This is a genomic window from Kitasatospora albolonga (genome assembly GCA_002082585.1).
GTDB classification, from domain to species: domain Bacteria; phylum Actinomycetota; class Actinomycetes; order Streptomycetales; family Streptomycetaceae; genus Streptomyces; species Streptomyces stephensoniae.
In genome coordinates this window covers 2,358,753-2,383,113 of the sequence record CP020563.1, presented here as the reverse complement: position 1 = coordinate 2,383,113, position 24,361 = coordinate 2,358,753, and the positions used below count along the sequence as shown (strand labels likewise).

Below are 24,361 nucleotides of genomic sequence, written 5' to 3'. Positions count from 1 at the left end.
GTGCGGGAGGTCCCGCTGCCCCAGGGCCCGTACACCCCGCGCACCACCCCGCTGGACCTGCCCCCGTCAGGGGTGCCCCTCACCTCCCGTACGGTCTTCTCGGCGGCCCACGTGGTGGCGGACCCGTACGCGGATGCCGGTCCGGACGCCCCGGCGGCCGTCGACTGGGAGTCCACGCTCGCCTTCCGCCGCCATCTCTGGGCGCACGGCTTGGGCGTGGCGGAGGCGATGGACACCGCGCAGCGGGGGATGGGCCTGGACTGGCCGGGTGCGGCCGAACTGATCCGGCGCTCGGCGGCGGAGGCGAGGGCGGTGGGCGGGAGGATCGCGTGCGGGGTCGGCACGGACCAACTCCCCGCGTCCCCCCGGCCGACACTGGCGGAGGTCGGATCGGCGTACGAGGAGCAACTGACCCTGGCCGAGGCGAACGGCGTACAGCCGATCCTGATGGCGTCGCGGGCGCTGGCCCGCGCGGCAAGGGGCCCGGAGGACTATCTGGCCGTCTACGCCCACCTCCTGCGCCAGGCTTCCGGGCCGGTGATCCTGCACTGGCTGGGCCCGATGTTCGACCCGGCGCTGGCGGGCTACTGGGGCAGCCCGGACCTCGACGAGGCGACGGACACGTTCCTGAAGGTCATCGCCGAACACCCGGACAAGGTCGACGGCATCAAGATCTCCCTCCTGGACGCGGCGCGTGAGATCGACGTACGCCGCCGCCTCCCGGCCGGGGTGCGCTGCTACACGGGCGACGACTTCCACTACCCGGAGCTGATCGCGGGCGACGAACAGGGCTTCAGCCACGCCCTGTTGGGCATCTTCGACCCGCTGGGGCCCTTGGCGGCACATGCGGTACGGGTCCTGGACACGGGGGACGTGGACGGCTTCCGGGCCCTCCTCGACCCCACGGTCGCACTCTCCCGCCACCTCTTCGAGCCGCCGACCCGCTTCTACAAGACGGGGGTTGTCCTGCTGGCCTGGCTGGCGGGCCACCAGGAGCACTTCACGATGGTGGGCGGCCTCCAGTCGGCGCGCTCGCTGCCGCACCTGACGAAGGCGTACGAACTGGCGGACGGCCTGGGCCTGTTCCCGGACCCGGAGCTGGCGGCACACCGGATGCGAGCACTCCTCGCGGTCCACGGAGGAACGCGATGAGCGACCCCCTCACCCGTCTCTCGCTCAACCAGGAGACGATCAAGCAGTGGTCGCTGCCCGAGCTGGCGGAGGGGTGCGTCACGGCGGGGATCGGCATGGTCGGCCTGTGGCGGGCGCCGGTCCAGGCGTACGGCGTCGAGCGCACGGCGAGGCTCCTCTCCGACGCCGGGCTCACGGTCACCAGCCTCTGCCGGGGCGGCTTCCTCACCGCCACGGACCCGGTGGAGCGGGCCGGCGCCCTGGACGACAACCGCCGGGCGATCGACGAGGCGGCGGCCCTCTCGACGGACACCCTGGTCCTGGTCTCCGGCGGACTCCCGCCCGGCAGACGCGACTTGTACGGGGCGCGGGAACGGGTGGCGGACGCGCTGGCCGAACTCGCCCCGTACGCGGGCGAACGCGGCGTACGCCTGGCGATCGAACCGCTGCACCCGATGTTCGCCTCGGACCGCTGCGTGGTCTCCACCCTGGCCCAGGCCCTGGACCTCGCGGAACGCTTCCCGGCCGAGCAGGTGGGGGTGGTCGTCGACACCTACCACGTCTGGTGGGACGACCGGGCCCCCGCCGAGATCGCCCGCGCGGGCGCGGGCGGCCGTATCCACGCCTTCCAGTTGGCCGACTGGATCACCCCGCTCCCGGCGGGCGTCCTGCTGGGCCGGGGCCAACTGGGCGACGGAAGCGTGGACTTCCGGTCGTTCCGTACGGAGGTGGAGGCGGCGGGCTTCACCGGCCCGATCGAGGTGGAGATCTTCAACGAGGCGCTGTGGGCCCGGGACGGGGCGGAGGTACTGGCCGAGGTGGCGGAGCGCTATGCGCAACATGCCTGCTGAGAGCCCTGACCGAGCCCGAAGGTAAAGAGATCGTAAAGGGCTGCAACCTTTGCGTACCCTCCCGGGTCACACATGGCGTCGGGACTTCCGGGGAGGGGTCCGGGGGGAACGGGAAGGCCCGACGGGGGGAAAGCGAGGGGGGTCCGGCCGCGAGGCCGGGCCCCATTCCGCTTTGAGGACGCGCCACCCGCTCTGGCAGGATCGGGCGGGAAGTAAGCACGTCCAACGGGGAGAACGACAAGACATGCGTAACACGCGTACGCTGACGCGCGCGGTCCCGGCGGCACTGGCCGCCATAGCACTGACGGTGACCCTGGCAGGCTGCGGCGGAGCCCTCTCCGACACGGGGAAGAGCGACGGGGCCGCGCCCTCCGGCTCGCCCGACGACCGCAAGACCTTCCGCCTGGGCGAGTCCAGCCCTCAGCAGGGCGGCCTGAAGAAGGATGAAGGGGGCGCCACGTACACGGTCACACCCACCAAGGTCGTGACCGGCACATCGGAGGACGTCAACAAGTCCGGCCTGGACAAGAGCCAGTTGAAGGGCCCCAGGGTCCCCGTCCACGTCTGGTCCACGCTCACCCACACAGGCGGCAAGCCGATGCGGATCGGCGCCATGGACGGCGACCTCGTCATCAGGACGGACCGCGGCGACCGCACCAAGGCCCTGCTCGTCATGTGGGGCGATGTGACGTGGCCCAACTGCCCGGAGCCGGACTCGGAGAAGAAGTTGGCCAAGGGCACGTCGGAGAAGATCTGCACGACCTTCCTGATCACCCGGGGCGAGAAGCCGACGGCGGTCGAGCTCGAACAGGGCTTCCACAGCGAACCGTTGGAGTGGCCGGTCGAGGACTGAGCCGACCGCTCCCATCGGCCGCGCGGTCCACGAGGGGCCGAACCCCGTCGGCGGCGGGTGAACAGGGCAAGGACGGTGACTGGCGGGCCGCGCCCGGGGTATCCGCCGCACATGGCCCTCATGAAGCGTGTAGCCCTCGCCCCTCGCGCTGTACGGCAGCTGCGGCGCGTCCGATCGGTCTACCTCGGCGGGATGGTGCTCTCCCTGCTGTGCCTGCTCCTCCAACTGGACCGCGACGCGGGCGCCCGGCAGACGGAGATCGTGACGGCCCTGCTCGTCGCGTTCACCGCCTTGTTCGGCCTGACGGTCGTCCAACTGTGGCGCCACACGAGGACGAGCCACTGCCGCACGGCGAAGAGCCTGACCCCGTCCCTCTGACCCGCCCTTTGCCGAGGGCGTCCTGGGTCTGCCCACCCGAGGGGGGCGGGCAGACCTCTGGGGGCGGAGCACCCCCGTTTGGGCGGGGACCACTAGATGCCGGGCAGCGAGTCCTCGATCTCGTGCGGAACACCCCCGCGTACGCGGGGACCACGAGTGGACGTTCATCGACCCCAGCGCCGCCAGCGGAACACCCCCGCGTACGCGGGGACCACCAGGAGACCAGCGTCAACATGACGCTGAACCACGGAACACCCCCGCGTACGCGGGGACCACCTCGCCCGGATCACCGACACCCCCACCGACGACGGAACACCCCCGCGTACGCGGGGACCACCCATGCCACCGGCCTCGCCCCGGACCCGGGAGCGGAACACCCCCGCGTACGTGGGGACCACTCTCCCTGACCTGCGGGTTTATAGGGGCTTTGCCATCTCTTGTCTCAAGGCTGCACCACGCTCACCCCTCCATGGTGACAGAGCAGGAAGGTACCCGTTCGCCTCTCAGAGACCGTGTCGTTCAGCCAGCGCCCCCAAAAGACATGGCGCCGCACACCCCCGACTTGCACAGGCGAGAAACGGCCGATCGCAGCCGCGCGCCCTAGCGGCCGGTCATACGATGGGTCCCCGTACCGACCCTGGGAGCCTCCGTGTTGGATCACATCCCGGACCGCCCGCCGAAGACCCCGCCCCCGCCGAAGCGCCCGATCTCGCCGCCACGCCCCGAGACGAGACTTCCGGGACTGGCGCCCGCCCGGGTGCCGGTTCGCACCCGATAGTCGGCGAACTGAGGGCTCGCGTGCCTCTGCCTCGGCCGCTCCTGCCCGCTGTTCACGTACGGCGACGCAACGCCGAGCCGCCCGCATAGCGCGCCGAGTCGCCCAACTCTTCCTCGATCCGGATCAGTTGGTTGTACTTCGCCGTGCGGTCGGAGCGGGAGAGCGAGCCGGTCTTGATCTGGCCACAGCCGGTCGCCACCGCCAGGTCCGCGATGGTGGTGTCCTCCGTCTCGCCCGAGCGGTGCGACATGACGGCTGTCCAGCCCGCTTGGTGGGCCGTGGTCACCGTGGCCAGCGCCTCGGTCAGGGTTCCGATCTGGTTCACCTTGACCAGGACCGAGTTGCCGACGCCGGTACGGATGCCCTCCCGGAGCAGCGTCTCGTTGGTGCAGAACACGTCGTCGCCGGTGAGCTGGCAGCGGTCACCGACGCGGGCGGTCAGCTCGCGCCAGCCGTCCAGGTCGTTCTCCGCCATCGGGTCCTCGATGGAGACGACCGGGTAGGCGTCGATCAGCTTGGCCAGGTAGTCGGCGTTCTCGGAGGGGGTGCGGCGTACGCCCTCGCCCGCGTAGTCGTACACCCCATCGCGGAAGAACTCCGATGACGCCGGGTCCATGATCAGGCCGATGTCCGTGCCGGCGCGGTAGCCGGTGCGTTCGATGGCGGTCATCACGAAGTCGAGCGCCTCCTCGGCGGTACGCAGCGCGGGCGCGAAGCCGCCCTCATCACCGACGCCCGTGGAGTGCCCGGCGGCCAGCAGGTCGCGGCGCAGGGTGTGGAAGACCTCGCTGCCCATGCGGACGGCTTCGGCGAAGGTGTCCGCGCCCACGGGCGCAATCATGAACTCCTGGAAATCCAGCGGGTTGTCGGCGTGGGCGCCGCCGTTGACGATGTTCATCATCGGCAACGGGAGGAGACGGGCGTCGGCGCCGCCGAGGTAGCGGTAGAGGGGCTGGCGGTGGGCCGCCGCTGCGGCCTTGGCGGTGGCGAGGGAGACGCCGAGGATCGCGTTGGCGCCGAGCCGGGACTTCGTGGCGGTGCCGTCGAGGGCGGTCAGCGCGGCATCGAGGCCCGCCTGGTCCGTCGCGTCCCTGCCCCGTACGGACGCCGCGATCTCCCCGTTGACGTGGGCCACCGCGCGGTCGACGCCCTTGCCGTGCCAGCGCGCGGAGTCCCCGTCGCGCAGTTCCACGGCTTCCCGGGCGCCGGTGGAGGCGCCGGAGGGGACGGCCGCCCGTCCCAGGGCCCCGTCCGCCAGGACGACATCTACCTCGACCGTGGGGTTGCCCCGGCTGTCGATGATCCGGCGGGCGGTGACGGTCTCGACGGTGGCGTCGATGGTTCCGACTGCCTTGGTGGACATGGGAGTTCCTTCCCGTTGTCATGTGCCGTGGCCCCGGCTGCGACAGCGCTGGCGCTGGCCCCGGCAACCAAAACTATACAGCAAAGCTGCTTAGTTTTGCTGTACAGCTTTGCTGTGCAGGTCACGTGCGCAACCGTGCTGACCGGCGAGGTAAAGTGCCCTATGTCCACCCCGGAAGCCGCCACCATCGCCGCCGAACTGCGCACCGCGATGGGCAAGCTCACCCGACGCGTCACCCACGAGGACCGCATCCCGCTGGGCCAGGTCGCCGTGCTCGGCGTACTCGACCGCGACGGCGCCATGACCACCAGCGACCTCGCCGCCGACCAGCGCGTACGCCCCCAGTCGATGGCCCGGGCGGTGGGGCTCCTCATGGAGCAGAACCTGATCACGCGCCGTGCTCACCCCACGGACGGCCGGAAGTCCCTGGTCGAACTGTCGGACGCGGGCCGGGCCGCGCTCGAAGCGGAGCGTGGCCGCCGGGTCGGCTGGCTGGCTCAGGCCATCGAGGCCGAACTCACGGACGAGGAGCGGGTGTTGCTGGCGCGGAGCGCCGCCCTGCTGGAGCGCCTCGCCACGCGTTAACGCCCCGACCTGCGACGTTCGCCGCACCGCGACGCCTCACGAGGGGCACCCCCGCTCGCGCGGGAAATACTTTCCGACCTGCGAGTTTGTAGGGGGTGGGGCGGGCGGCGGCACGCTTACCCGGGGCGTGCCCCCAGGTCTTCCGTCACGGGCAGGCACTCGGCGAGCAGGCCGACGACGTCGCGCCAGGCGCGCTGCGCGTGCCGTGGGTGGTGGCCGACGCCGGGGAGTGTGGGGTGGTCGACCGGCGGGTGGTGGAAGGCGTGCAAGGCGCCGCCGTAGACCGTGAGGCGCCAGTCGACGCCTGCGGCCTGCATCTCGGCGGTGAACGCGTCCCGTTGCGCGGGCGGCATGATCGGGTCCTCCGACCCGACCCCGGCCCACACCGGGCAGCGGATGCGAGCTGCCTCACCCGGTCGGCCCGTGGTGGTCGCGTTGACTGTCCCGATCGCACGCAAGTTGACGCCATCGCGCCCGAGTTCCAGCGCGATGGCGCCACCGGTTCCGTAACCGACGGCGGCGATCCGGTCGGGGTCGGTCCGCGGTTCGGTACGCAACACGTCGAGCGCCGCATGGCCGATGCCCCGCATCCGGTCGGGATCGGCGAGCAGGGGCAGGCAACGGGCCAGCATCTGCTCGGGGTCACCCAAATACCGTCCGCCGTGCAGGTCGAAGGCCAGCGCCACATATCCCAGCTCGGCGAGAGCGTCGGCTCGGCGGCGCTCGACGTCGCTCAGCCCCACGCCCTCCGGCCCGAGCAGCACCGCGGGCCGACGGCCGGCACCGGCCGGGAGCGCGAGGTGCCCGATCATCGTCAAACCGTCGGCCGGGTACTCCACCGTACGCGTCGTTATCGTCGTCATGAGACCGGACGGTAGCGACCGTCAAGCCCGGACCGGCCGCTGATCTGCCGCTGGCAGAACAACTCCCGGCCCACTCACACCCGCAAGTCGCCCAGCCGAGCAAGGACATCGCGCGCCGCGTCCCTCTCCTCCGCGCCGAGCTGGACCGAGCCCGCCTCCTCCAGCCAGGCCCGAGCCCCCTCCCTGTCGCCCATCCGCTGCGCGAGATCCCCGCGCAGGACGAGCAGCCGCAACTTCTGTACCGGGGTCGGCTGTTGGTCCTCCAGTTTCAGCACCCGGTCGATGACCTTGGCGGCGGCCGGGAAGTCCTGCTTGGAGTCCGCGAACAGGTCCGCCGTGTGCAGGGCGCGGTCGAACGGGTCCTTCGACGAGGACGTGTGGACGGGCTCCTCCGCGCCTTCGTCGCTCATCGCCTGCCCCACCCGGATCGTGTTGCCGGTCGGGTCGCAGATCAGGAACTGCCGTACCCCGTACGACATGTCCTTGAGCGGGCCGACGTGCGGCAGTCCGTGTGTCGGGATACGGCCGTACGTGGCTTTGAGGCCCGCCCGGAACGCGGAGTACATGCCGTCGACGTCCTCGGTGAGTACGTAGCAGCTCGCGTGGGACGTGCTGGGGTCGTAGTCCTTGATGCCGTACAGCTGGAGCTCGACGGCCCCCCGCTCGACCACCGCGTACGCGTACGGGCTCTTCTGTAAATGCGTCATCTCGAAGCCGAGCGCTGTGTAGAAGTCGACCACGGACTGGAGGAGGTCGGTGCGGCAGGGCAGTAGAGGGATGGTCTTTTCCGTCATGAGTCGAACCTAGTCAAAGTTGAGTAGTGGGTCAACGGCTCATGACAGCGGCCCCGTCAGGTCGATGACCGTGACGGGGCCGCTGTGAACGCGTCGTGCGTCAGGCGGGGAACGCGCCGCCCTTGACGGCGGTGACGAACCCGGACCAGCCCTGGGGCGAGAAGGTCAGCACAGGGCCGGCGGGGGCCTTGCTGTCGCGTACGGGGACGGTGGCATGGCCGCGAGCGACCTCAAGGCACTCGCCCTGATTTCCCCCGCTGTAAGTGGACTTGAACCAGCCCGTGAGCGTGGACGCGTCCGCAACGCTCCGCCTACTGCTGACCATGTTCGTGCTCCTCCGCTGCGGCCCGCACGCGGACCACCGAATCCTGGTGCGACAACGCATCGCCCAGAGCGAGATCGTAGGCCGTACTGCTGGATGCCACCAAGCTTGGATCATCCATCAAGTTGCCCGTCTGGAAACCTTCGACGTACGCCACCGGAGCGGAATCCGCGAAGCTCATCAGCGTCAGCAGGCTCTGCTGAAGAGAGTGAGCCCCGGCCTCGAACGGCAGCACGTGCAGCCGCAGCCGCCCCGCCTCGGCCATGTCCGCGATCTTCCGCAGCTGCTTGGCCATCACTTGCGGGCCGCCGACCCGTCGCCGTAGCACTGCCTCGTCCAGCAAGGTCCACAGCACCGGGTTCAACGGGCCGTCGAGCAGGCGGGCGCGTTCTGTTCGAATGACAACGTCCTGGTCAATCTCTTCCCGGCGATGGTTGGGTCGATATGCCCGGAACAGAGCGCGTGCGTAGTCGTCTGTCTGGAGCAGGCCGGGCACGAGCGTCAACGCGAACTGCTGAATGAGCACAGCCTGCTGCTCCAACTCCGCCACGGCCGCGAAGTTTTCGTCGTACTTCGTCTCCAGGTCCTGCAACCACCGCTCGAAGAACCCGTCCGTCCCCAGCGCCCGGTCGATCCGCCGGGCGTCGTCCGGGCTGGGCAGCCGCCGCCCCGCCTCGTAGTGGCTGATGAGCGTCGGCGAGCAGACCACCTGCTCGGCCAGCGCTTCCTGGGTTAACCCGGCTGCCGTGCGGCGCAGCCTCAGCTCCTCACCGTACTTCTGGCGTGCCGTACGCGGCTTGTCGTTCGACCTCATGCGCGCCCAACTCCTCGATCTGACCAGCGTGCTGTCATGCCCGACCCCCTGGAAGCGTAGCGACCCGCGACCCCACTCTGTGATGGGTTCGCTACGGAAAGAAGCGACGCCCGCACGCCGAAGAACGAGAAAGAAGGCCCCCCATGAAGCACACCATCGACCGGCTCCTGAGGCCGGTGCGGCGATTGCTGCACCCCGCCCCGCCGCGACAGCCCGCACCGGGGACGAGCCCCACCCCGAACCCGTACGCGTACGCGTACGTCGACGGCCTCACCACCCACCGCACCGGAGAGCGGCCCCCGCGCGGGGAGGACAGTCCGCTCGTGCGGCCGTACTTCGTCGCGCACGAACGGCAGGTCGCGGAGGCGCGGCGGCGGCAGCGCAGGCGTGGCGGGAAGCTCTGGGTCGCGGTGCGGGGAGTGGAACTCGGGCCCTGCGCCGGGTCGGGAAGCAGGGCCGTCGCATGAGGGTGATCAGTGGGCGGGGCGCCTCCGCCGCGCGGTTGCTGCCGTGGACGAGTGCGGGCGGCAAGCCCTGCTACCTCGTCGGGAGCGGTACCGGATACATGTCGCGGATGGCCGATCGGGCGGAGGAGATCCAGCTCGACATGGCCTACGAACTGCTCGGGCACGCCGATGGTCTGCTGACCGAGCCCGGCGTCACCGCGCCGGAACTCCACTTCCTCGCGAGCCGGTTGAGCGAGTGCCTGGGGCAGGTCCACCGGATCGCGGAGAGCAGGGGGTCCCGGCTGGAGGCCAATGAGGCCGTACCGCCTGAGCCTCAGTCGAACAGCGAGACCAGCCCGTAGACCCAGATCCCGAGGAAGGCGACGGTGAGGATCAGGCACCCGCCGCCCGCCAGGACACCGGCCGGCCGGCTGCCCTCCCGCTCGTCGGCGGGAAGATCCCGTACCTCCGCCAGGCCGTCCCAGGTGACCGGTCGGCCCAGGGAGTCGGAAGCGGCCTCCCGTACGGCAGTCAGCTGCCCGGCGGCGAACGGGGTGGGCGCGTCCGCTTCCGTGCCGCGCCAGGCGACCGCCCGCATCCGGCGTACGGGGGTGGCGTACCGCTCCTCGAAGGCCGCCGTCTCCTCCGGGGAGCGGTCCTCCTCCAGGTACATCCAGCGGCCGGCTTCCGCCGTGTCGCCGTACAGACGGAAGACCTCGGCCAGGCGGCGGCGGGGCGCGGGCTCGTGCGGGTAGGAGGAGGCCAGTCCGCGCAGGCGCTGCCTCGCCACCGGTATGCGTCCGGAGGCGAGGTCCGCGTCCACGCGGGCCAGGGTGTTGTTCAGGGCCATGGGCTCATGATGGGTCGGGGGAGGGGCCCGGACGAACCGGTTTCACCGGGCCGGGCCGTGCGTCGAGCCGTGTGCCGGGCCGTTCACCGAGCTGTGTGCCGGGCCGCGTGCCTCCTGCCGCCCGCTCAGCTCCTCGCTCCGTTCCTCGCCCGGCCCCTCGTTCTGCCCCTCCTCGGCCCGGGCATCCGTACGCGCCTTGGGCGACATGAACAGCGTCGCCGCCAGCGCCAGGAGCAGCAGCCCCGCGCAGACGTACCCCGAGACCTGCACGCCCACCGCCATCGCCTCGCGCGCCGCCTCCGCCGCCGTGGCTGTACGCGGGTCCCCGGCGAGCACCCCGATCACCGAACCGGCGCTCTCCGTGACGACCTCGCCCAGTTGCTCGGCCTCCCCGGCGGCCATCCCGCCCCGCGTGAGGCGGTCGGTCATCCCGGACGCCAGCGTGCTGAAGAAGAGGGTCGTGAGGAGTGCGATCCCCAGCGCCGAGCCGAGTTCACGCGCCGCGCTCTGAATGCCCGAGCCCTGACCGGAGCTCCGGGGCGGGACATCGACCAGCACGATGTTGGTGACCTGGGCCGTGGCGAAGCCGACGCCGATCCCGTACACGAACAGTGCGACCGCGATGAGCCACCAGGCGCTGTCGGTCGAGGCGATCAGGGCCAGCATCGTCAGCCCCGCCGTCTCCAGCGCCAGGCCGATCCGCACCTGGGCGAGCGGGGACACCGTGGCCGCCATCGGGAAGCTCGCCCCGGAGGCGGCGAAGCTGCCCGCGGCGAGGGCGACCAGCGCCAGGCCCGCCTGGAACGCGCTGTATCCCAGGGCGAACTGGAGCCAGAGCGGCAGCACCGCGATGATCCCGAACTCGCCGAGCCCGACCATCAGCGTCACGAAGTTGCCGTTCCGGAACGAGCGGATGGAGAAGAGGCCGACGTCCATCAGCGGCTCGCCGCCCGACCGGTCGAGCGCCGCCTGCCGCCGCCAGAACGCCCCCAGGGCCAGGACCGATCCGAGAAAGGCGACCAGGACCGGTGAGGGTCCGCCGCTCCAGGAGAAGCCGCCCACCTCCAGCGGTTTCGTCGTCATCAGCCAGCCGTGTGTGCGGCCCTCGATCAGGGCGTACGCGAGCAGACCGAGACCGGCCGCCGAGAGTACGGCCCCGACGCCGTCGATACGGCCCCGGGTGCGCGGCGACACGTCCAGGTACAGCAGGCCCCCCGCCACGATCAGGGCGACGAGCGGGATGTTGATGCCGAAGGCCCAGCGCCAGGAGAAGTCCGCGAGCCAGCCGCCGATCAGCGGGCCCACGGCCGCCGCCGCCCCGATGGTCGAGCCCCAGACGGCGAACGCCTGGCCACGGGCGCGGCCGGAGAACGTGGCGTTCAGCAGGGCCAGGGAGGTGGGCAGGATCATCGCCCCGCCGACACCCTGGACGAACCGGGCGAGGATCAGCAGCCCGCCGCTGGGCGCGAGCGCGGCCAGCAGGCTCGTCGCGCCGAAGACGGCGAGGCCCAGCAGGAAGATCCGGCGGGCGCCGTAGAGGTCGCTGAGGCGTCCGGTGACCAGGAGGAGGGCCGCGAAGGTGATCGCGTACGACTCCTGAATCCACTGCGCCTCGGACGAGCCGATGGAGAGGTCCTCGATGATCGGCGCGAGGATCACGTTGACGATCGTGATGTCCACGACGATCAGCGCGACGCCCAGGGCCACGGCGACGAGGCCGAGCCACTGACGTACGGAGGGAGGGGTTTCTGCGGACTCGGAAGGTTCGGAAGGGTCGGAAGGCTTGGGCATGGTGCTTCTACTCCCGTGATTGCTTTACCGCAAAGGTAACTATCTTTGCGGCAAAGGTAAAGTGCGCGCGGTAGGTTGTCAAAGCGCGAGCGCGACCGGGAGCGGGAGAGAGAGGGTGGACAGAGCGATGGCCAACGCCGATGCCGGAGCCGGGGCCGAGGCCGGAGCCGACAGGGACGACAGCCGCGACGGCGGCGCCCGCACCGACGGCGCTCGTGTCGACCACCTCATGGACGGCCTCCGTGCCTTCGGCGCCAACTACACCGAGTTCACCCGCCGCTTCGCGTCCTGGCTCGGGCTGCACTCCACCGACGCCGTCGCCCTGGTGGAGATCCTGTACGCCGAGGACAAGGGCACCCCCCTCTCGCCCGCCCGCCTCAGTGAGCGCGTCTCGCTCTCCTCCGGCGCCACCGCGATCCTCCTCAAGCGGCTCGAACAGGCCGGGCACATCGTCCGTACCCGCGAGAGCACCGACCGCCGGGTCGTCACCCTGCGCAGCAGCCCCGGCATCCGGCCGCGCGCCGAGGCGTTCTTCGGCCCGTACGCGGAACGGATGGCCGAGGCGATGGCCGCGTACTCACCGCAGGAGATCCGGCGGTTCGAGGACTTCATCGGCCACCTGAGCTCGACCATGGACGCCCTGCTCGACCACGAGTACCGCGACGGCGGACCGGCTTCCGGTACCCCCTGACCGGGTTCCGGACCGGGGTCCCGAACCGCGTTGTCAGTGGCGCCCGGTAGCGTCGGATCATGTCCAACATGGCCGTCCTCGAAGGGGTCCTGGAGCGGATCACGTACGCCAACGAGGAGAACGGGTACACGGTCGCCCGCGTCGACACCGGACGCGGAGCCGGCGACCTCCTCACGGTGGTCGGTGCGCTGCTCGGCGCGCAGGTCGGTGAGTCGCTGCGGATGGAGGGCCGTTGGAGCTCCCACTCCCAGTACGGCAAGCAGTTCGTCGTCGAGAACTACACCACCGTTCTGCCCGCGACCATCCAGGGCATCCGCCGCTATCTCGGCTCCGGGCTGATCAAGGGCATCGGGCCGGTGATGGCCGACCGGATCACCACCCACTTCGGCGTCGACACCCTCGACATCATCGAGAACGAACCGAAGCGGCTCGTCGAGGTCCCCGGCCTCGGCCCCAAGCGCACGAAGATGATCGCGGCGGCCTGGGAGGAGCAGAAGGCGATCAAGGAGGTGATGGTCTTCCTCCAGGGCGTCGGCGTCTCCACCTCCATCGCCGTCCGTATCTACAAGAAGTACGAGGACGCCTCGATCTCCGTCGTGAAGAACCAGCCCTACCGGCTGGCCGCCGACGTCTGGGGCATCGGGTTCCTCACCGCCGACCGGATCGCCCAGGCGGTCGGCATTCCGCACGACAGCCCCGAGCGGGTCAGGGCGGGCCTCCAGTACGCCCTGTCCCAGTCCTCCGACCAGGGGCACTGCTACCTCCCCGAGGAGCGGCTCATCGCGGACGGGGTCAAGCTCCTCCAGGTGGACACCGGGCTGGTGATCGAGTGCCTGGCCGAGCTGGCGGCCGATCCGGAGGGGGTCGTACGGGAGAAAGTGCCGTCCCCCGAGGGCGGCGAGCCGATCACCGCCGTCTATCTGGTGCCGTTCCACCGGGCCGAGCTCTCCCTCGCCGGGCAGGTGCGGCGGCTGCTGCGGACCGGGGAGGACCGGATGCCGGCCTTCCAGGACGTGGACTGGGGCAAGGCGCTGGGCTGGCTCGCCACGCGTACGGGGGCGGCTCTGGCGCCCGAGCAGGAGGAGGCCGTACGGCTCGCGCTCAGCCGGAAGGTGGCCGTCCTGACCGGCGGGCCCGGCTGCGGGAAGTCGTTCACCGTGCGGTCCATCGTCGAGCTGGCCCGGGCGAAGAAGGCCAAGGTGGTGCTCGCCGCGCCCACCGGGCGGGCCGCCAAGCGGCTGGCCGAGCTGACGGGGGCCGAGGCGTCCACCGTGCACCGGCTGCTGGAGCTGAAGCCGGGCGGGGACGCGGCGTACGACCGGGACCGGCCGCTGGACGCGGATCTGGTCGTGGTCGACGAGGCGTCGATGCTCGATCTGCTGCTCGCCAACAAGCTCGTGAAGGCGGTGGCACCCGGTGCCCACCTCCTTCTCGTGGGCGATGTCGACCAGCTGCCCTCCGTCGGGGCGGGAGAGGTGCTGAGCGACCTGCTCGCGGAGGGGAGCCCGGTCCCCGCCGTCCGCCTCACCCGGATCTTCCGGCAGGCCCAGCAGTCGGGGGTCGTGACGAACGCCCACCGCATCAACGCGGGACAGCCGCCGCTCACCGAAGGGCTGAGCGACTTCTTCCTCTTCGTGGAGGACGAGACGGTGGACGCGGGGAAGCTGGCGGTGGATGTGGCGGCCCGCCGCATTCCGGCCAAGTTCGGGCTCGACCCGCGCCGTGACGTGCAGGTCCTCGCCCCGATGCACCGGGGACCCGCGGGCGCGGGGGAGCTGAACGGGCTGCTCCAGCAGTCCATCACCCCGGGCCGCCCCGACCTCCCCGAGAAGCGGTTCGGCGGCCGGGTCTTCCGGGTGGGCGACAAGGTCACCCAGATCCGCAACAACTACGACAAGGGCGAGAACGGCGTCTTCAACGGCACGGTCGGCGTCGTCACCGGCCTCGACCTGGACGAACAGAAGCTCACCGTCCGCACCGACGAGGACGAGGAGATCGGCTACGACTTCGACGAGCTGGACGAGCTCGCCCACGCGTACGCCATGACGATCCACCGCTCCCAGGGCAGCGAGTATCCGGCCGTCGTCATCCCCGTCACCACCAGCGCCTGGATGATGCTCCAGCGCAACCTGCTCTACACGGCCGTGACGCGCGCCAAGAAGCTCGTCGTGCTGGTCGGGTCCCGTAAGGCGATCGGCCAGGCCGTCCGCACGGTTTCCGCAGGCAGACGCTGTACGGCACTGGATTTCCGGCTCCGGGGCGGCTCGGGAGAAGACTTCGTGTGACCCCTGCACAAAAATGATCGATCAAATCGGTGGGAAACATCACGGAGGTCTTCCGGAACCGCAGTCAAGGGGGCAGGATGAGTAAGTTGGCGGCACTGAGTGCCGCCAGTAGGTCCAATGGACGACCCCGAGTGCACTCTCCTGAGCCGAATGGGGGAGGGTGGAGACAGTCAGGGCACCTCGAAGAAGAGGCACTACGTCGGTGAGGGATGACGTGAGCGAGCACACCAACAACGCTGTAGTACTGCGGTACGGCGATGACGAGTACACCTACCCGGTGATCGACAGCACCGTCGGCGACAAGGGCTTCGACATCGGGAAGCTCCGGGCCAATACCGGCCTGGTGACGCTGGACAGCGGATACGGCAACACCGCCGCCTATAAATCCGCCATCACGTACCTCGACGGTGAGCAGGGCATTCTGCGCTACCGCGGATACCCGATCGAGCAGCTCGCCGAGCGCTCGTCGTTCCTCGAGGTCGCGTACACGCTGATCAACGGCGACCTCCCCAAGGTCGACGAGCTGGCGGACTTCAAGAACGAGATCACCCAGCACACGCTGCTCCACGAGGACGTCAAGCGGTTCTTCGACGGCTTCCCCCGTGACGCCCACCCGATGGCCATGCTGTCCTCGGTCGTCAGCGCGCTGTCCACGTTCTACCAGGACAGCCACAACCCGTTCGACGAGGAGCAGCGCCACCTCTCGACGATCCGCCTGCTGGCGAAGCTGCCGACGATCGCGGCGTACGCGTACAAGAAGTCCATCGGGCACCCCTTCGTCTACCCGCGCAACGACCTCGGGTACGTCGAGAACTTCCTGCGCATGACCTTCTCGGTCCCCGCCCAGGAGTACGAGCTCGACCCGGTCGTCGTCTCGGCGCTGGACAAGCTGCTCATCCTGCACGCGGACCACGAGCAGAACTGTTCGACCTCCACCGTGCGTCTGGTCGGCTCCTCGCAGGCGAACATGTTCGCCTCGATCTCCGCCGGTATCTCGGCGCTGTGGGGCCCCCTGCACGGTGGCGCCAACCAGTCGGTGCTGGAGATGCTGGAGGGCATCCAGGCCAACGGCGGCGATGTCGACTCCTTCATCCGCAAGGTGAAGAACAAGGAGGACGGCGTCCGCCTGATGGGCTTCGGCCACCGGGTGTACAAGTCGTTCGACCCGCGCGCCAAGATCATCAAGGCCGCCGCCCACGACGTGCTGTCCGCGCTCGGCAAGTCCGACGAGCTGCTCGACATCGCGCTCAAGCTGGAGGAGCACGCGCTCTCCGACGAGTACTTCGTCTCGCGCAACCTCTACCCCAACGTGGACTTCTACACCGGTCTGATCTACCGGGCCATGGGCTTCCCGACCGAGATGTTCACCGTGCTCTTCGCGCTCGGCCGCCTTCCGGGCTGGATCGCCCAGTGGCACGAGATGATCAAGGAGCCGGGTTCGCGCATCGGCCGCCCGCGCCAGATCTACACCGGCGAGGTCCTGCGCGACTTCGTCCCGGTCGAGGGCCGCTGACCCGCTCTCGTACCGCCCTGTAGTGCCCCGGCCTCTTCGGCCGACTGCCTTCGCCCCGCGTACCGCGCTTCGCACAGAGCGCGGTGTCCGGGGCGATTCGGCGTTTCGGGGCCGTCGCAGCGCTCGGGGGCCGTCACGGGAGTGTGTGTCGGGGGTGGGGCTTTCACGTGCCCGGGTGGGGCTTCACCTGCCCGGTGGGACCCCGATGGGGCTTCATGCCCGGGCAGGGCCTCACCTGCCCTGTGAACGCGAGAAACGCCCCGCCGCCGATCCCCCCACGGGTCGACGGTCGGGGCGCTTCCCATATCCCGGAGCGGATTCCCCCCACGGGATCCGGCCGGGCGTCTGTGCAGGGAGCCGAAGCTCCCGTTGTTGTGCGCGCTCTGCCGGGGAACGTACGCACGGGAGGGCCGCTCAAAGCTCCCCGGTGCACGTGCCCCGGCTCAAACGCTTGCCACGGGAGCGTCCCCCAAGACACTCCCACTCGGACGTCCCCCAAGACATCCTTGGCATCGCACTCTAAGACTCGCGAACCCACCGGATGGTTACCCCAAGAACGGTGTGATCTAAATCTCTTTGTGGAAGTTACGTGAAGGCACGCAACCGGAGGCTGTTCGTGACGACGAACACGGACGAAAACGCCATGGCGGCTCCCGCGATCATAGGGTTGAGCAGGCCACTTGCAGCCAGGGGCAGTGCCGCGACGTTGTACCCGAAGGCCCAGAAGAGGTTGCCCCTGATAGTGGCCAGAGTACGCCTGGAAAGCCGGATTGCGTCAGCTGTCACCTTGAGATCTCCACGAACCAGTGTGAGGTCGCTCGCCTCGATCGCCGCATCCGTCCCCGTACCCATCGCCAGTCCCAGGTCTGCCGTCGCCAGCGCGGCGGCGTCGTTGACCCCGTCGCCGACCATGGCGACCGAACGGCCTTCGGCCTGGAGGCGCTTGACGACGTCGACCTTGTCCTCGGGCATGACCTCGGCGTACACCTCGTCGATGCCCACTTCGCGGGCCACGGCGTCGGCCACCGCCCGGTTGTCGCCGGTCAGGAGGATCGGGGTGAGCCCGAGGGCGCGCAGCCCCGCCACGGCGTCCGCGCTGCCGTCCTTGACGGCGTCGGCCACCCCGAGCACGCCCCGAGCCTCCCTGTCCCAGGCGACGACCACCGCTGTACGTCCCTGAGCCTCGGCCTCCGCCAGGGCGGCGGCCGATTCCTGGGGGAGGGGGATGCCCGCGTCGGAGAGGAGGCGGGGGCGGCCGACGAGGACGGTGTGGCCTTCGACGGTGCCCCGGACGCCGAGTCCGGGGACATTGGTGAAGTCCTCGGGGGTGGGGAGGGTGGCTCCGTCGAGGCGTTCGGTGGCGCCTGCTGCCACGGCCTGGGCGATGGGGTGTTCGGAGGAGTGCTCGAGAGCTCCGGCCAGTCGCAGGACGTCGTTCTCGTCGGTGCCGTCGGCGGTGTGGACGGTGAGGAGGGTCATCTTGCCGGTGGTGACGGTGCCGGTCTTGTCGAGGACGATGGTGTCGGCGCGGCGGGTGGTTTCGAGGACTTCGGGGCCCTTGATGAGGATGCCGAGCTGGGCGCCGCGGCCGGTGCCGACCATGAGGGCGGTGGGGGTGGCCAGTCCGAGGGCGCAGGGGCAGGCGATGATCAGGACGGCGACGGCCGCGGTGAAGGCGGCGGTGGGTCCGGCGCCGCTGCCGAGCCAGAAGCCCAGGGTTCCCAGGGCTAGGGCGATGACGATGGGGACGAAGACGGCGGAGATGCGGTCGGCGAGGCGCTGGGCGGCGGCCTTGCCGTTCTGGGCGTCCTCGACCAGGCGGGCCATGCGGGCGAGTTGGGTGTCGGAGCCGATGCGGGTGGCTTCGATGACGAGGCGTCCGCCCGCGTTGATGGTGGCTCCGGTGACGGTGTCGCCGACGGCGACCTCGACGGGCACGGACTCGCCGGTCAGCATCGAGGCGTCCACGGCCGAACTGCCCTCGACGACCCTGCCGTCGGTCGCGATCTTCTCCCCGGGGCGTACGACGAAGCGGTCACCGACGGCGAGCCGGTCGGCGGGGACGCGTACCTCCGTACCGCCCCTCAGCACGGCCACGTCCTTCGCGCCCAGGTGCATCAGCGCCCGCAGCGCGGCCCCGGCCTTCCGCTTCGCGCGCGCCTCCAGGTAGCGGCCCAGCAGGATGAACGTGATGACCCCGGCCGCCACCTCCAGGTAGATCATGGAGCTCGCGTCGGCCCGTGAGACGGTCAGGTCGAATCCGTGCCGCATGCCCGGCATCCCGGCGTCGCCGAGGAACAGGGCCCACAGTGACCAGCCGAAGGCGGCGAGGGTGCCCATCGAGACCAGGGTGTCCATGGTGGCCGCGCCGTGCTTGAGGTTGGTCCAGGTGGCCCGGTGGAAGGGCAGCCCGCCCCAGACGACGACCGGTGCGGCGAGGGTCAGGGAGAGCCACTGCCAGTAGTCGAACTGGAGGGCGGGGACCATGGCGAGCAGGACGACGGGGACGCTGAGGACGGCGGAGACGACGACCCGCTGCCGGAGGACGGCGAGGGAGGCGGCTTGTTCCGCTTCGACCTGTTCCGCTTCGGTGGACCCGGTGGACCCGGTGGACCCGGTGGACCCGGTGGACCCGGTGGACCCGGTGGGCGCGGCGGTAGAAGCGTCGGCGGAGTCGGCGGGTGCTGCGGCGGGCGCGTCAGCGGATGCCTCGGCCGGTGTGCCGGTGGGCGCGGCGGCTGTTGTGGGCGTGGGAGTGGGGCCGGGCGCCTGCTCGGGCTCGTGGCTGGGTTCCGGTGCCCGTTCCGTCTTCCCTTCCGCCCTCCGTTCCGCTTTCCGCTCCGGCGGCGGGAGGGGACGGGCCGTGTAGCCGGTCTTCTCGACCGTCGCGACGAGGTCCGTCAGCTCCAGCCCCTCGGCGAAGGTGACGCGGGCCTTCTCGGTCGCGTAGTTCACCGTGGCGGTGACGCCGTCCATCCGGTTGAGCTTCTTCTCGACGCGGGCGGCGCACGAGGCGCACGTCATCCCGCCGATCATGAGCTCGGCCTCGGAGGCGTTCGCGGCCGGGGTCTCGGCTGCTGCTGTGCTGGCCATGTCCGAACTCCTGGGTAACGCGGATCGGGCCGTACCTCACCAGTATCTGCTGGTGGGCCCGGCCCGACGGCAAGAAGGGGGCGGTGCGGTGGAACGCCGGCGTTCAGGCGGCCCGGCCGACGAGCTCGTAACCGGCCTCGTCGACGGCGGCGCGCACGGCGTCCTCGGCCAGCGGGGCCTTGGAGGAGACGGTGACACGGCCGGTGGCGGCGACGGCCTCGACCGACGTCACGCCCCCGAGCGCGGAGATCTCCTCCGACACGGCGCCCTCGCAGTGGCCGCAGGTCATGCCCTTCACCTCGTACACCGCGGTGACCGAGTCCGTCGGCTCGATCCGCACGTCGGCGGCGCCGTCGTGGCAGGAACCGGTGGGCGAGCAGCAGGAACCGGTGGACGGGGTGGTGGGCTCGGTCTCGGCGGTCATGACGTTCTCCTCTTCGGCAACACGGATCTTCGGCGACAGGCTCGGGGCTCCAGGGGCTACAGGGATGCCCGGGGCGCCTCACTTACTCCACACTATACCCCTAGGGGGTATTAATGCGTCCTGGGCGTGCCGGGCCCCGCCGATGGGCCCGGGGCCTCGTGCGTGCCTCGATCCGTGCCGTCCCTCAGGCGGGGTCGCCCTGCCGTGCGTGCGGAGCCAGGTGGGGGGAGTCGTCGCCGATCAGGGGGTCCAGGTAACGGAAGATGAGCGTCTTCAGCTCGCGGATGTACGCCTCACGCTCCTCGCCCTCGTGGGCCATGATCAGGTCGAGCCCGGCCTTGAACGTCATGAACGCCATCTCGGCGACCCGGTGGACCTGGGCGGTGGGGATGTCCGCGAGGTAGCCGATGAGGATCTCCTCGACCCGGCTCAGCATCGTGGCGTGCACGATGTCGTGCTCCTCGGTGATCCGGCCGGGGATCTCCGAGCCGTGCATCAGGACGAAGAACGCGGGATTCTCGCAGTTGAACGCGATCAGCGGGTCCAGGACGGCGTCCAGCATCCGGTCGAGCGGCAGCGTGATGTGGCTCGGGGTGAAGGCGGCTCCGTACGTGTCGCGCCAGCGGTCGAGCAGCCGGTCGCCGAGCTCGACGGCGATGGCCTCCTTGTTCGGGAAGAACTGGTAGAGCGTGCCCGGCGAGACACCGGCCTCGCGGGCGATGGCGTTGGTGCTGGACGCGGTGTAACCGCTGCTGCCGAAGACGTTGGCGGCGGCCTGGAGGAGTTGGGCGATACGGGCTTCGCCGCGGGCCTGGCGGCGGCGCGGGCGGGCGGCCCCCGTGGTGCCGCCGGGCCCGTCGTCCGCGGGTTTCCCGGCCGCTCCGTCCTCTGCTGCGCCCTTTTTGGCTCTGGCCTCCGGCACGGCAATCCCCAGCTTTCGTGATGCGTTTGACAAACGCGAGTACTCGCTCGCATTCTTGTGAAACGCGAGCGACTACTCGTGTTTGCCAGTGTAAGTGGCAATGACTGACCCATGCTGCCCTGAGCTGCCCGGGTCTCGGTGAAGGGGACACCGCACCATGTCCGAAGTCAACGGTCCACGCGGCAGCGCAGGGCGGTCCGGGCCACCTGGTCCGGCGAATCCATCGAATCGACCGAATCCGGCGAATCCGTCCGGCGCTCCGTCCGTGGGGGGCTGGACCCGGTTCGTCACCGCCAGGCCCCGGCTCGCCCTGCTGGCCGCCCTGGTGATCACCGCCCTCGCCGTGTTCGCCGGGAGCGGGGTGGCCGACCGGATGCGTGGCGGCGGCTGGCAGGCCCCCGACGCCGAGTCCTCGTACGCCACCGAGGTGCTGGAGCGGGAGTTCCCCGCCTCCCAGCCCAACCTGCTCCTGCTGGTGGGCAGCGGTACGGCCTCCGTCGACGATCCGGCGGTGGCGGCCGAGGCCGCACGGATCACCGAGCGGCTCGCCGGTGAGCAGGGCATATCGGGCGTCACTTCGTACTGGCAGACCAAGGCGCCCGGCCTGCGCGCCGAGGACGGCCGGGAGGCGATCATCGCGGCCCGCGTCGGGGGCGACGAGACGGCCGCGGGCAGGACCCTCGAACGGATCGCTCCCGCCTTCGCCGGGGAGAGCGGGCCGGTGACGGTCTCCGTGGGCGGGCCGGTCGCCGTCCAGCACGAGATGCAGGAGATCATCCAGGAGGACCTGCTGCGGGCCGAGCTCATCGCCCTGCCGGTGACGCTCGTCCTGCTGGTGATGGTCTTCGGCAGCGCGGTCGCCGCCATGCTGCCGCTCCTGGTCGGCATCGTCGCCATCCTCGGCACCAACGCCGTGCTGCGCGGCCTGACCGAGTTCACCGATGTCTCGGTCTTCGCGATGAACCTCACCACGGCCCTCGGCCTCGGACTGGCCATCGACTACGCCCTGTTCATCGTCCGCCGCTTTCGCGAGGAGCTGGACACCGGGGCCGACCCCCGGACGGCGGTCGGTACGACGCTGCGCACGGCCGGACGCACGGTGCTCTTCTCCGCGCTGACGGTGGCCGTGTCCCTGTCCGCGATGCTCGTCTTCCCGCAGTACTTCCTGCGGTCCTTCGCCTATGCCGGGATCGCCGTGGTCCTGCTCGCCGCTGCCGCCGCGCTGATCCTGCTCCCCGCCGCGCTCATGCTGCTGGGCCCCCGCGTCAACGCGCTCGACCTGCGCCGTCTGCTGCGCCGCAGAAAGAAGGGGGCGGCAGCCGCGGAAGTCCCCCTCAAGGAGCCCGGCAGGGCATGGGCGCGCTTCGGCGGGCTGGTGATGCGCAGGGCGCCCGTCTTCGCCATCGTCACCGCGGTCGGGCTCGTCCTCCTGGGGCTGCCCTTCCTGGGGGTCAAGTTCGGTACGGCGGACGACCGCCAGCTCCCCGTCGGCGCCGAGTCCCGGGTCGTCCAGGAGCACATCCGTGACGGTTTCCCCGGCAGCCCCGGCGGCGGTCTGGCGATGCTGGTCGAGGGCGGGGGGACGCCCGCCGCGTACGAGGCACTCAAGGGCCGGATCGAGCAGGTCCCGGGCGTGCAGCGGGTCGACGGCCCGGTCACGGGGGACTCCGCCGCGTACTTCAGCGTGCTGCCGGAGGGCGAAGCGGTGGGGGAGGAGACCCAGCAGCTCGTACGGGACCTGCGCGCGATACCCGCCGACTCCCTCGACACCTCGGTGACGGGCACGGCGGCGGTCCTCGTCGACTCCAAGGACGCCATCGCGGACCGGCTGCCCTGGGCGATCGGCATCATCGTCGTGGTGACGCTGCTCCTGGTCTTCCTGCTCACCGGCAGCGTGCTCATCCCGATCCAGGCGGTCGCGCTCAACGCCCTCAGCCTGACGGCGATGTTCGGGGCGGTGGTCTGGGTCTTCCAGGACGGGAATCTCTCCGGGGTCCTCGCCTTCACCAGTACGGGGGACATCGAGACGACGCTGCCCGTCCTGATGTTCTGCGTCGCCTTCGGACTCTCCATGGACTACGGGGTCTTCCTGCTCTCCCGGATCAAGGAGGAGTACGACCGGACCGGTGACCACGAGGGCTCGATCACCTTCGGACTGGCCCGTACCGGAGGTCTGATCACCGCGGCCGCCGTGATCCTCGCGGTCGTGATGGTCGCCATCGGCACCTCGCGGGTCACCAACACCAAGATGCTGGGGCTCGGGATCGCCCTCGCCGTCCTGATGGACGCCATGGTGGTCCGCAGTCTGCTGGTCCCCGCCGTGATGAAGCTGACGGGCCGCGCCACCTGGTGGGCCCCGAAGCCACTGCGCGCCTTCCACCAGAAGTTCGGCCTCAGCGAAGGGGAGTCGGCCCCGGTCGGCCCCGGTACGAAGGGTGGGCCGAGCGGCCCGGGTGCGCCCGCGGCCGACGGGGAGATACCCGAGGCGGGGACCCGGGACGGGGAGAAGGTCACCGCGGGGGCGTAGCCGTCGCCGCTCGCCCTCCGGTGCCCCCAGCGCCTCCTCTGTGCGGGAGCCGTGCGGCCTGCGCGATAGCCGTGCGGCCTTTCCGCAGCTGGCCCGAGATCCGTTCGGAAAGGGTTCTCGGGTCGGCCGCCGCTGCCCTCCTGACGGGCCGTGGCGGGAGCGCGGAGGGCCTGGGCGCCAGGGGGCGGGGAGGTCGGGGCGCCCACGTGGCCCCGCCCCCTTCAGCGTCCGCCAGTGGCCTCGCCGAACCGGCTGTGACCTGGGCTTTCTTCGGCCGCATCACTAAAATTCACGAGTGGGGAAAGGGGACCGGATGCACCGGAACATTCGCACGACGGACGACGTACTGACGCTCCTGGACGGCCTGTTCGCACCTGAGGCGCACCGCTGGACCTCCGGAGCCGCCTCGTGGTGGGACGGCTTCTACGAGGACCGCGCGAAGCCGGTGCCGTTCTTCGCGGAGAAGCCCGACGAGAGCCTCGTCTCGTACGTCGACCGGGGGCTGGTCACGCCGGGCCGCGCGCTCGACCTCGGCTGCGGCCCCGGGCGCAACGCGCACGCGCTGGCCTCGTACGGCTTCGACGTCACCGCGATCGACCTCTCCCCGGCGGCGATCGCCTGGGCCGAGGAGCGCGCCGAAGTACCGGGAGCCGGGGCCCGGTTCCACTGCGGTGACGCCTTCGCCCTGACGGCGGAGGGGGCGGAAGCGGCGGGACCGTACGACCTGATCCATGACTCCGGGTGCTTCCACCATCTGCCGCCCCACCGGCGTATCAGCTACCTCGCGCTCCTCGATCGCTGCCTCGCCCCCGGCGGCCATTTCGCGCTCACCTGCTTCGCGGCCGGGGAGGGCGGTATGGGCTCCGAGCTGCCGGACGCGGAGCTCTACCGACGGGGGGACCTGGGCGGCGGACTGGCCTACACCTCGGAGGAGTTGCGTGACATCTTCTCGGGCCTGACCGAGGTCGAGCTGCGCCGCATGCGCGACGAGGCGCCCGGGTCCCCGGTCTTCGGTGAGTCCTTTCTCTGGACGGCCCTGTTCCGGAAGGAGGCCCGGCAGTAGAGGCCGGGCCTGGGGAGCGGACCG

21 protein-coding genes, 1 pseudogene and 1 CRISPR repeat array are annotated in these 24,361 nt (G+C 70.6%); of the genes and pseudogenes, 12 read left to right on the top strand and 10 right to left on the bottom strand.

Annotated features, from left to right (window positions below; genetic code table 11):
* The 4 genes from B7C62_10325 to B7C62_10310 all read left to right on the top strand — a co-directional run bounded on the left by B7C62_10325 (position 1) and on the right by B7C62_10310 (position 3,213).
* Positions 1-1,152, top strand: coding sequence for a dihydrodipicolinate synthase family protein (locus B7C62_10325; protein ID ARF77083.1), 1,152 nt, complete (start codon positions 1-3; stop codon positions 1,150-1,152).
* A complete protein-coding gene (locus B7C62_10320) occupies positions 1,149-1,982 on the top strand; it encodes a sugar phosphate isomerase (GenBank protein ARF72625.1) in 834 nt (277 codons plus the stop codon). Before B7C62_10325 ends, B7C62_10320 begins: the two co-directional genes overlap by 4 nt.
* 244 nt (positions 1,983-2,226) lie before the next feature.
* On the top strand, positions 2,227-2,835 hold the full coding sequence (locus tag B7C62_10315) for a hypothetical protein (GenBank protein ARF72624.1): 609 nt from the start codon (positions 2,227-2,229) through the stop codon (positions 2,833-2,835).
* Between the two features lie 111 nt (positions 2,836-2,946).
* On the top strand, positions 2,947-3,213 hold the full coding sequence (locus B7C62_10310; protein ID ARF72623.1) for a hypothetical protein: 267 nt from the start codon (positions 2,947-2,949) through the stop codon (positions 3,211-3,213).
* A 64-nt stretch (positions 3,214-3,277) separates the two neighbouring features.
* A CRISPR array of direct repeats spans positions 3,278-3,611; the repeat unit is 29 nt; unit sequence CGGAACACCCCCGCGTACGCGGGGACCAC.
* Between the two features lie 432 nt (positions 3,612-4,043).
* Here B7C62_10310 and B7C62_10305 read toward each other — a convergent pair.
* Entirely contained in the window at positions 4,044-5,354 is a 1,311-nt protein-coding gene (locus B7C62_10305; protein ARF72622.1) for a phosphopyruvate hydratase, read from the bottom strand.
* A gap of 162 nt (positions 5,355-5,516) precedes the next feature.
* Between B7C62_10305 and B7C62_10300 the strand changes: the two genes are divergently transcribed.
* Positions 5,517-5,939 carry a MarR family transcriptional regulator gene (locus tag B7C62_10300; protein ARF72621.1) on the top strand — a complete coding sequence of 141 codons (423 nt, stop codon included), beginning with the start codon at positions 5,517-5,519 and terminating at the stop codon, positions 5,937-5,939.
* Between the two features lie 116 nt (positions 5,940-6,055).
* On the opposite strand, the gene B7C62_10295 is transcribed toward B7C62_10300, so the two are convergent.
* From B7C62_10295 to B7C62_10280, 4 genes are all read right to left on the bottom strand, one after another.
* Entirely contained in the window at positions 6,056-6,802 is a 747-nt protein-coding gene (locus B7C62_10295; protein ARF72620.1) for a dienelactone hydrolase, read from the bottom strand.
* A 74-nt stretch (positions 6,803-6,876) separates the two neighbouring features.
* Positions 6,877-7,596: a glyoxalase/bleomycin resistance/extradiol dioxygenase family protein gene (locus B7C62_10290; GenBank protein ID ARF72619.1), complete on the bottom strand. Its 720-nt coding sequence runs from the start codon at positions 7,594-7,596 to the stop codon at positions 6,877-6,879.
* Between the two features lie 100 nt (positions 7,597-7,696).
* Positions 7,697-7,921, bottom strand: a complete 225-nt coding sequence (locus tag B7C62_10285) for a DUF397 domain-containing protein (protein ID ARF72618.1) — start codon at positions 7,919-7,921, stop codon at positions 7,697-7,699.
* Positions 7,908-8,732 carry a transcriptional regulator gene (locus tag B7C62_10280; GenBank protein ID ARF72617.1) on the bottom strand — a complete coding sequence of 275 codons (825 nt, stop codon included), beginning with the start codon at positions 8,730-8,732 and terminating at the stop codon, positions 7,908-7,910. The genes B7C62_10285 and B7C62_10280 overlap by 14 nt, the downstream gene beginning before the upstream one ends.
* Before the next feature lie 143 nt (positions 8,733-8,875).
* On the opposite strand from B7C62_10280, the gene B7C62_10275 reads away from it, so the two are divergent.
* Both B7C62_10275 and B7C62_10270 read left to right on the top strand, forming a co-directional pair.
* Entirely contained in the window at positions 8,876-9,199 is a 324-nt protein-coding gene (locus tag B7C62_10275; GenBank protein ID ARF72616.1) for a hypothetical protein, read from the top strand.
* Entirely contained in the window at positions 9,196-9,540 is a 345-nt protein-coding gene (locus B7C62_10270) for a hypothetical protein (protein ID ARF72615.1), read from the top strand. Before B7C62_10275 ends, B7C62_10270 begins: the two co-directional genes overlap by 4 nt.
* Here B7C62_10270 and B7C62_10265 read toward each other — a convergent pair.
* Entirely contained in the window at positions 9,513-10,028 is a 516-nt protein-coding gene (locus B7C62_10265; GenBank protein ARF72614.1) for a hypothetical protein, read from the bottom strand. The genes B7C62_10270 and B7C62_10265 overlap by 28 nt on opposite strands.
* A gap of 186 nt (positions 10,029-10,214) precedes the next feature.
* A pseudogene (locus tag B7C62_10260) lies at positions 10,215-11,819 on the bottom strand (MFS transporter).
* A gap of 127 nt (positions 11,820-11,946) precedes the next feature.
* Between B7C62_10260 and B7C62_10255 the strand changes: the two are divergent.
* The 3 genes from B7C62_10255 (at position 11,947) to B7C62_10245 (ending at position 16,308) form a co-directional block, all read left to right on the top strand.
* Positions 11,947-12,510 carry a MarR family transcriptional regulator gene (locus B7C62_10255; GenBank protein ID ARF72613.1) on the top strand — a complete coding sequence of 188 codons (564 nt, stop codon included), beginning with the start codon at positions 11,947-11,949 and terminating at the stop codon, positions 12,508-12,510.
* A gap of 59 nt (positions 12,511-12,569) precedes the next feature.
* On the top strand, positions 12,570-14,795 hold the full coding sequence (locus B7C62_10250; protein ARF72612.1) for a helicase: 2,226 nt from the start codon (positions 12,570-12,572) through the stop codon (positions 14,793-14,795).
* Positions 14,796-15,009: 214 nt separating this feature from the next.
* Positions 15,010-16,308 carry a citrate (Si)-synthase gene (locus B7C62_10245; GenBank protein ARF72611.1) on the top strand — a complete coding sequence of 433 codons (1,299 nt, stop codon included), beginning with the start codon at positions 15,010-15,012 and terminating at the stop codon, positions 16,306-16,308.
* A 585-nt stretch (positions 16,309-16,893) separates the two neighbouring features.
* Here the strand turns inward: B7C62_10245 and B7C62_10240 are convergent.
* The 3 genes from B7C62_10240 to B7C62_10230 form a co-directional block, all read right to left on the bottom strand.
* On the bottom strand, positions 16,894-19,401 hold the full coding sequence (locus tag B7C62_10240) for a copper-translocating P-type ATPase (protein ARF72610.1): 2,508 nt from the start codon (positions 19,399-19,401) through the stop codon (positions 16,894-16,896).
* Between the two features lie 103 nt (positions 19,402-19,504).
* Positions 19,505-19,825, bottom strand: coding sequence for a copper-binding protein (locus B7C62_10235; protein ARF72609.1), 321 nt, complete (start codon positions 19,823-19,825; stop codon positions 19,505-19,507).
* Between the two features lie 184 nt (positions 19,826-20,009).
* Complete coding sequence (locus B7C62_10230; GenBank protein ARF72608.1) at positions 20,010-20,747, bottom strand: TetR family transcriptional regulator; 738 nt, start codon at positions 20,745-20,747, stop codon at positions 20,010-20,012.
* 265 nt (positions 20,748-21,012) lie between these two features.
* Between B7C62_10230 and B7C62_10225 the strand changes: the two genes are divergently transcribed.
* Both B7C62_10225 and B7C62_10220 read left to right on the top strand, forming a co-directional pair.
* Positions 21,013-23,274 carry a transporter gene (locus tag B7C62_10225; GenBank protein ARF72607.1) on the top strand — a complete coding sequence of 754 codons (2,262 nt, stop codon included), beginning with the start codon at positions 21,013-21,015 and terminating at the stop codon, positions 23,272-23,274.
* 313 nt (positions 23,275-23,587) lie between these two features.
* Positions 23,588-24,337: an SAM-dependent methyltransferase gene (locus tag B7C62_10220; GenBank protein ID ARF72606.1), complete on the top strand. Its 750-nt coding sequence runs from the start codon at positions 23,588-23,590 to the stop codon at positions 24,335-24,337.
* Positions 24,338-24,361 lie beyond the last annotated feature (24 nt).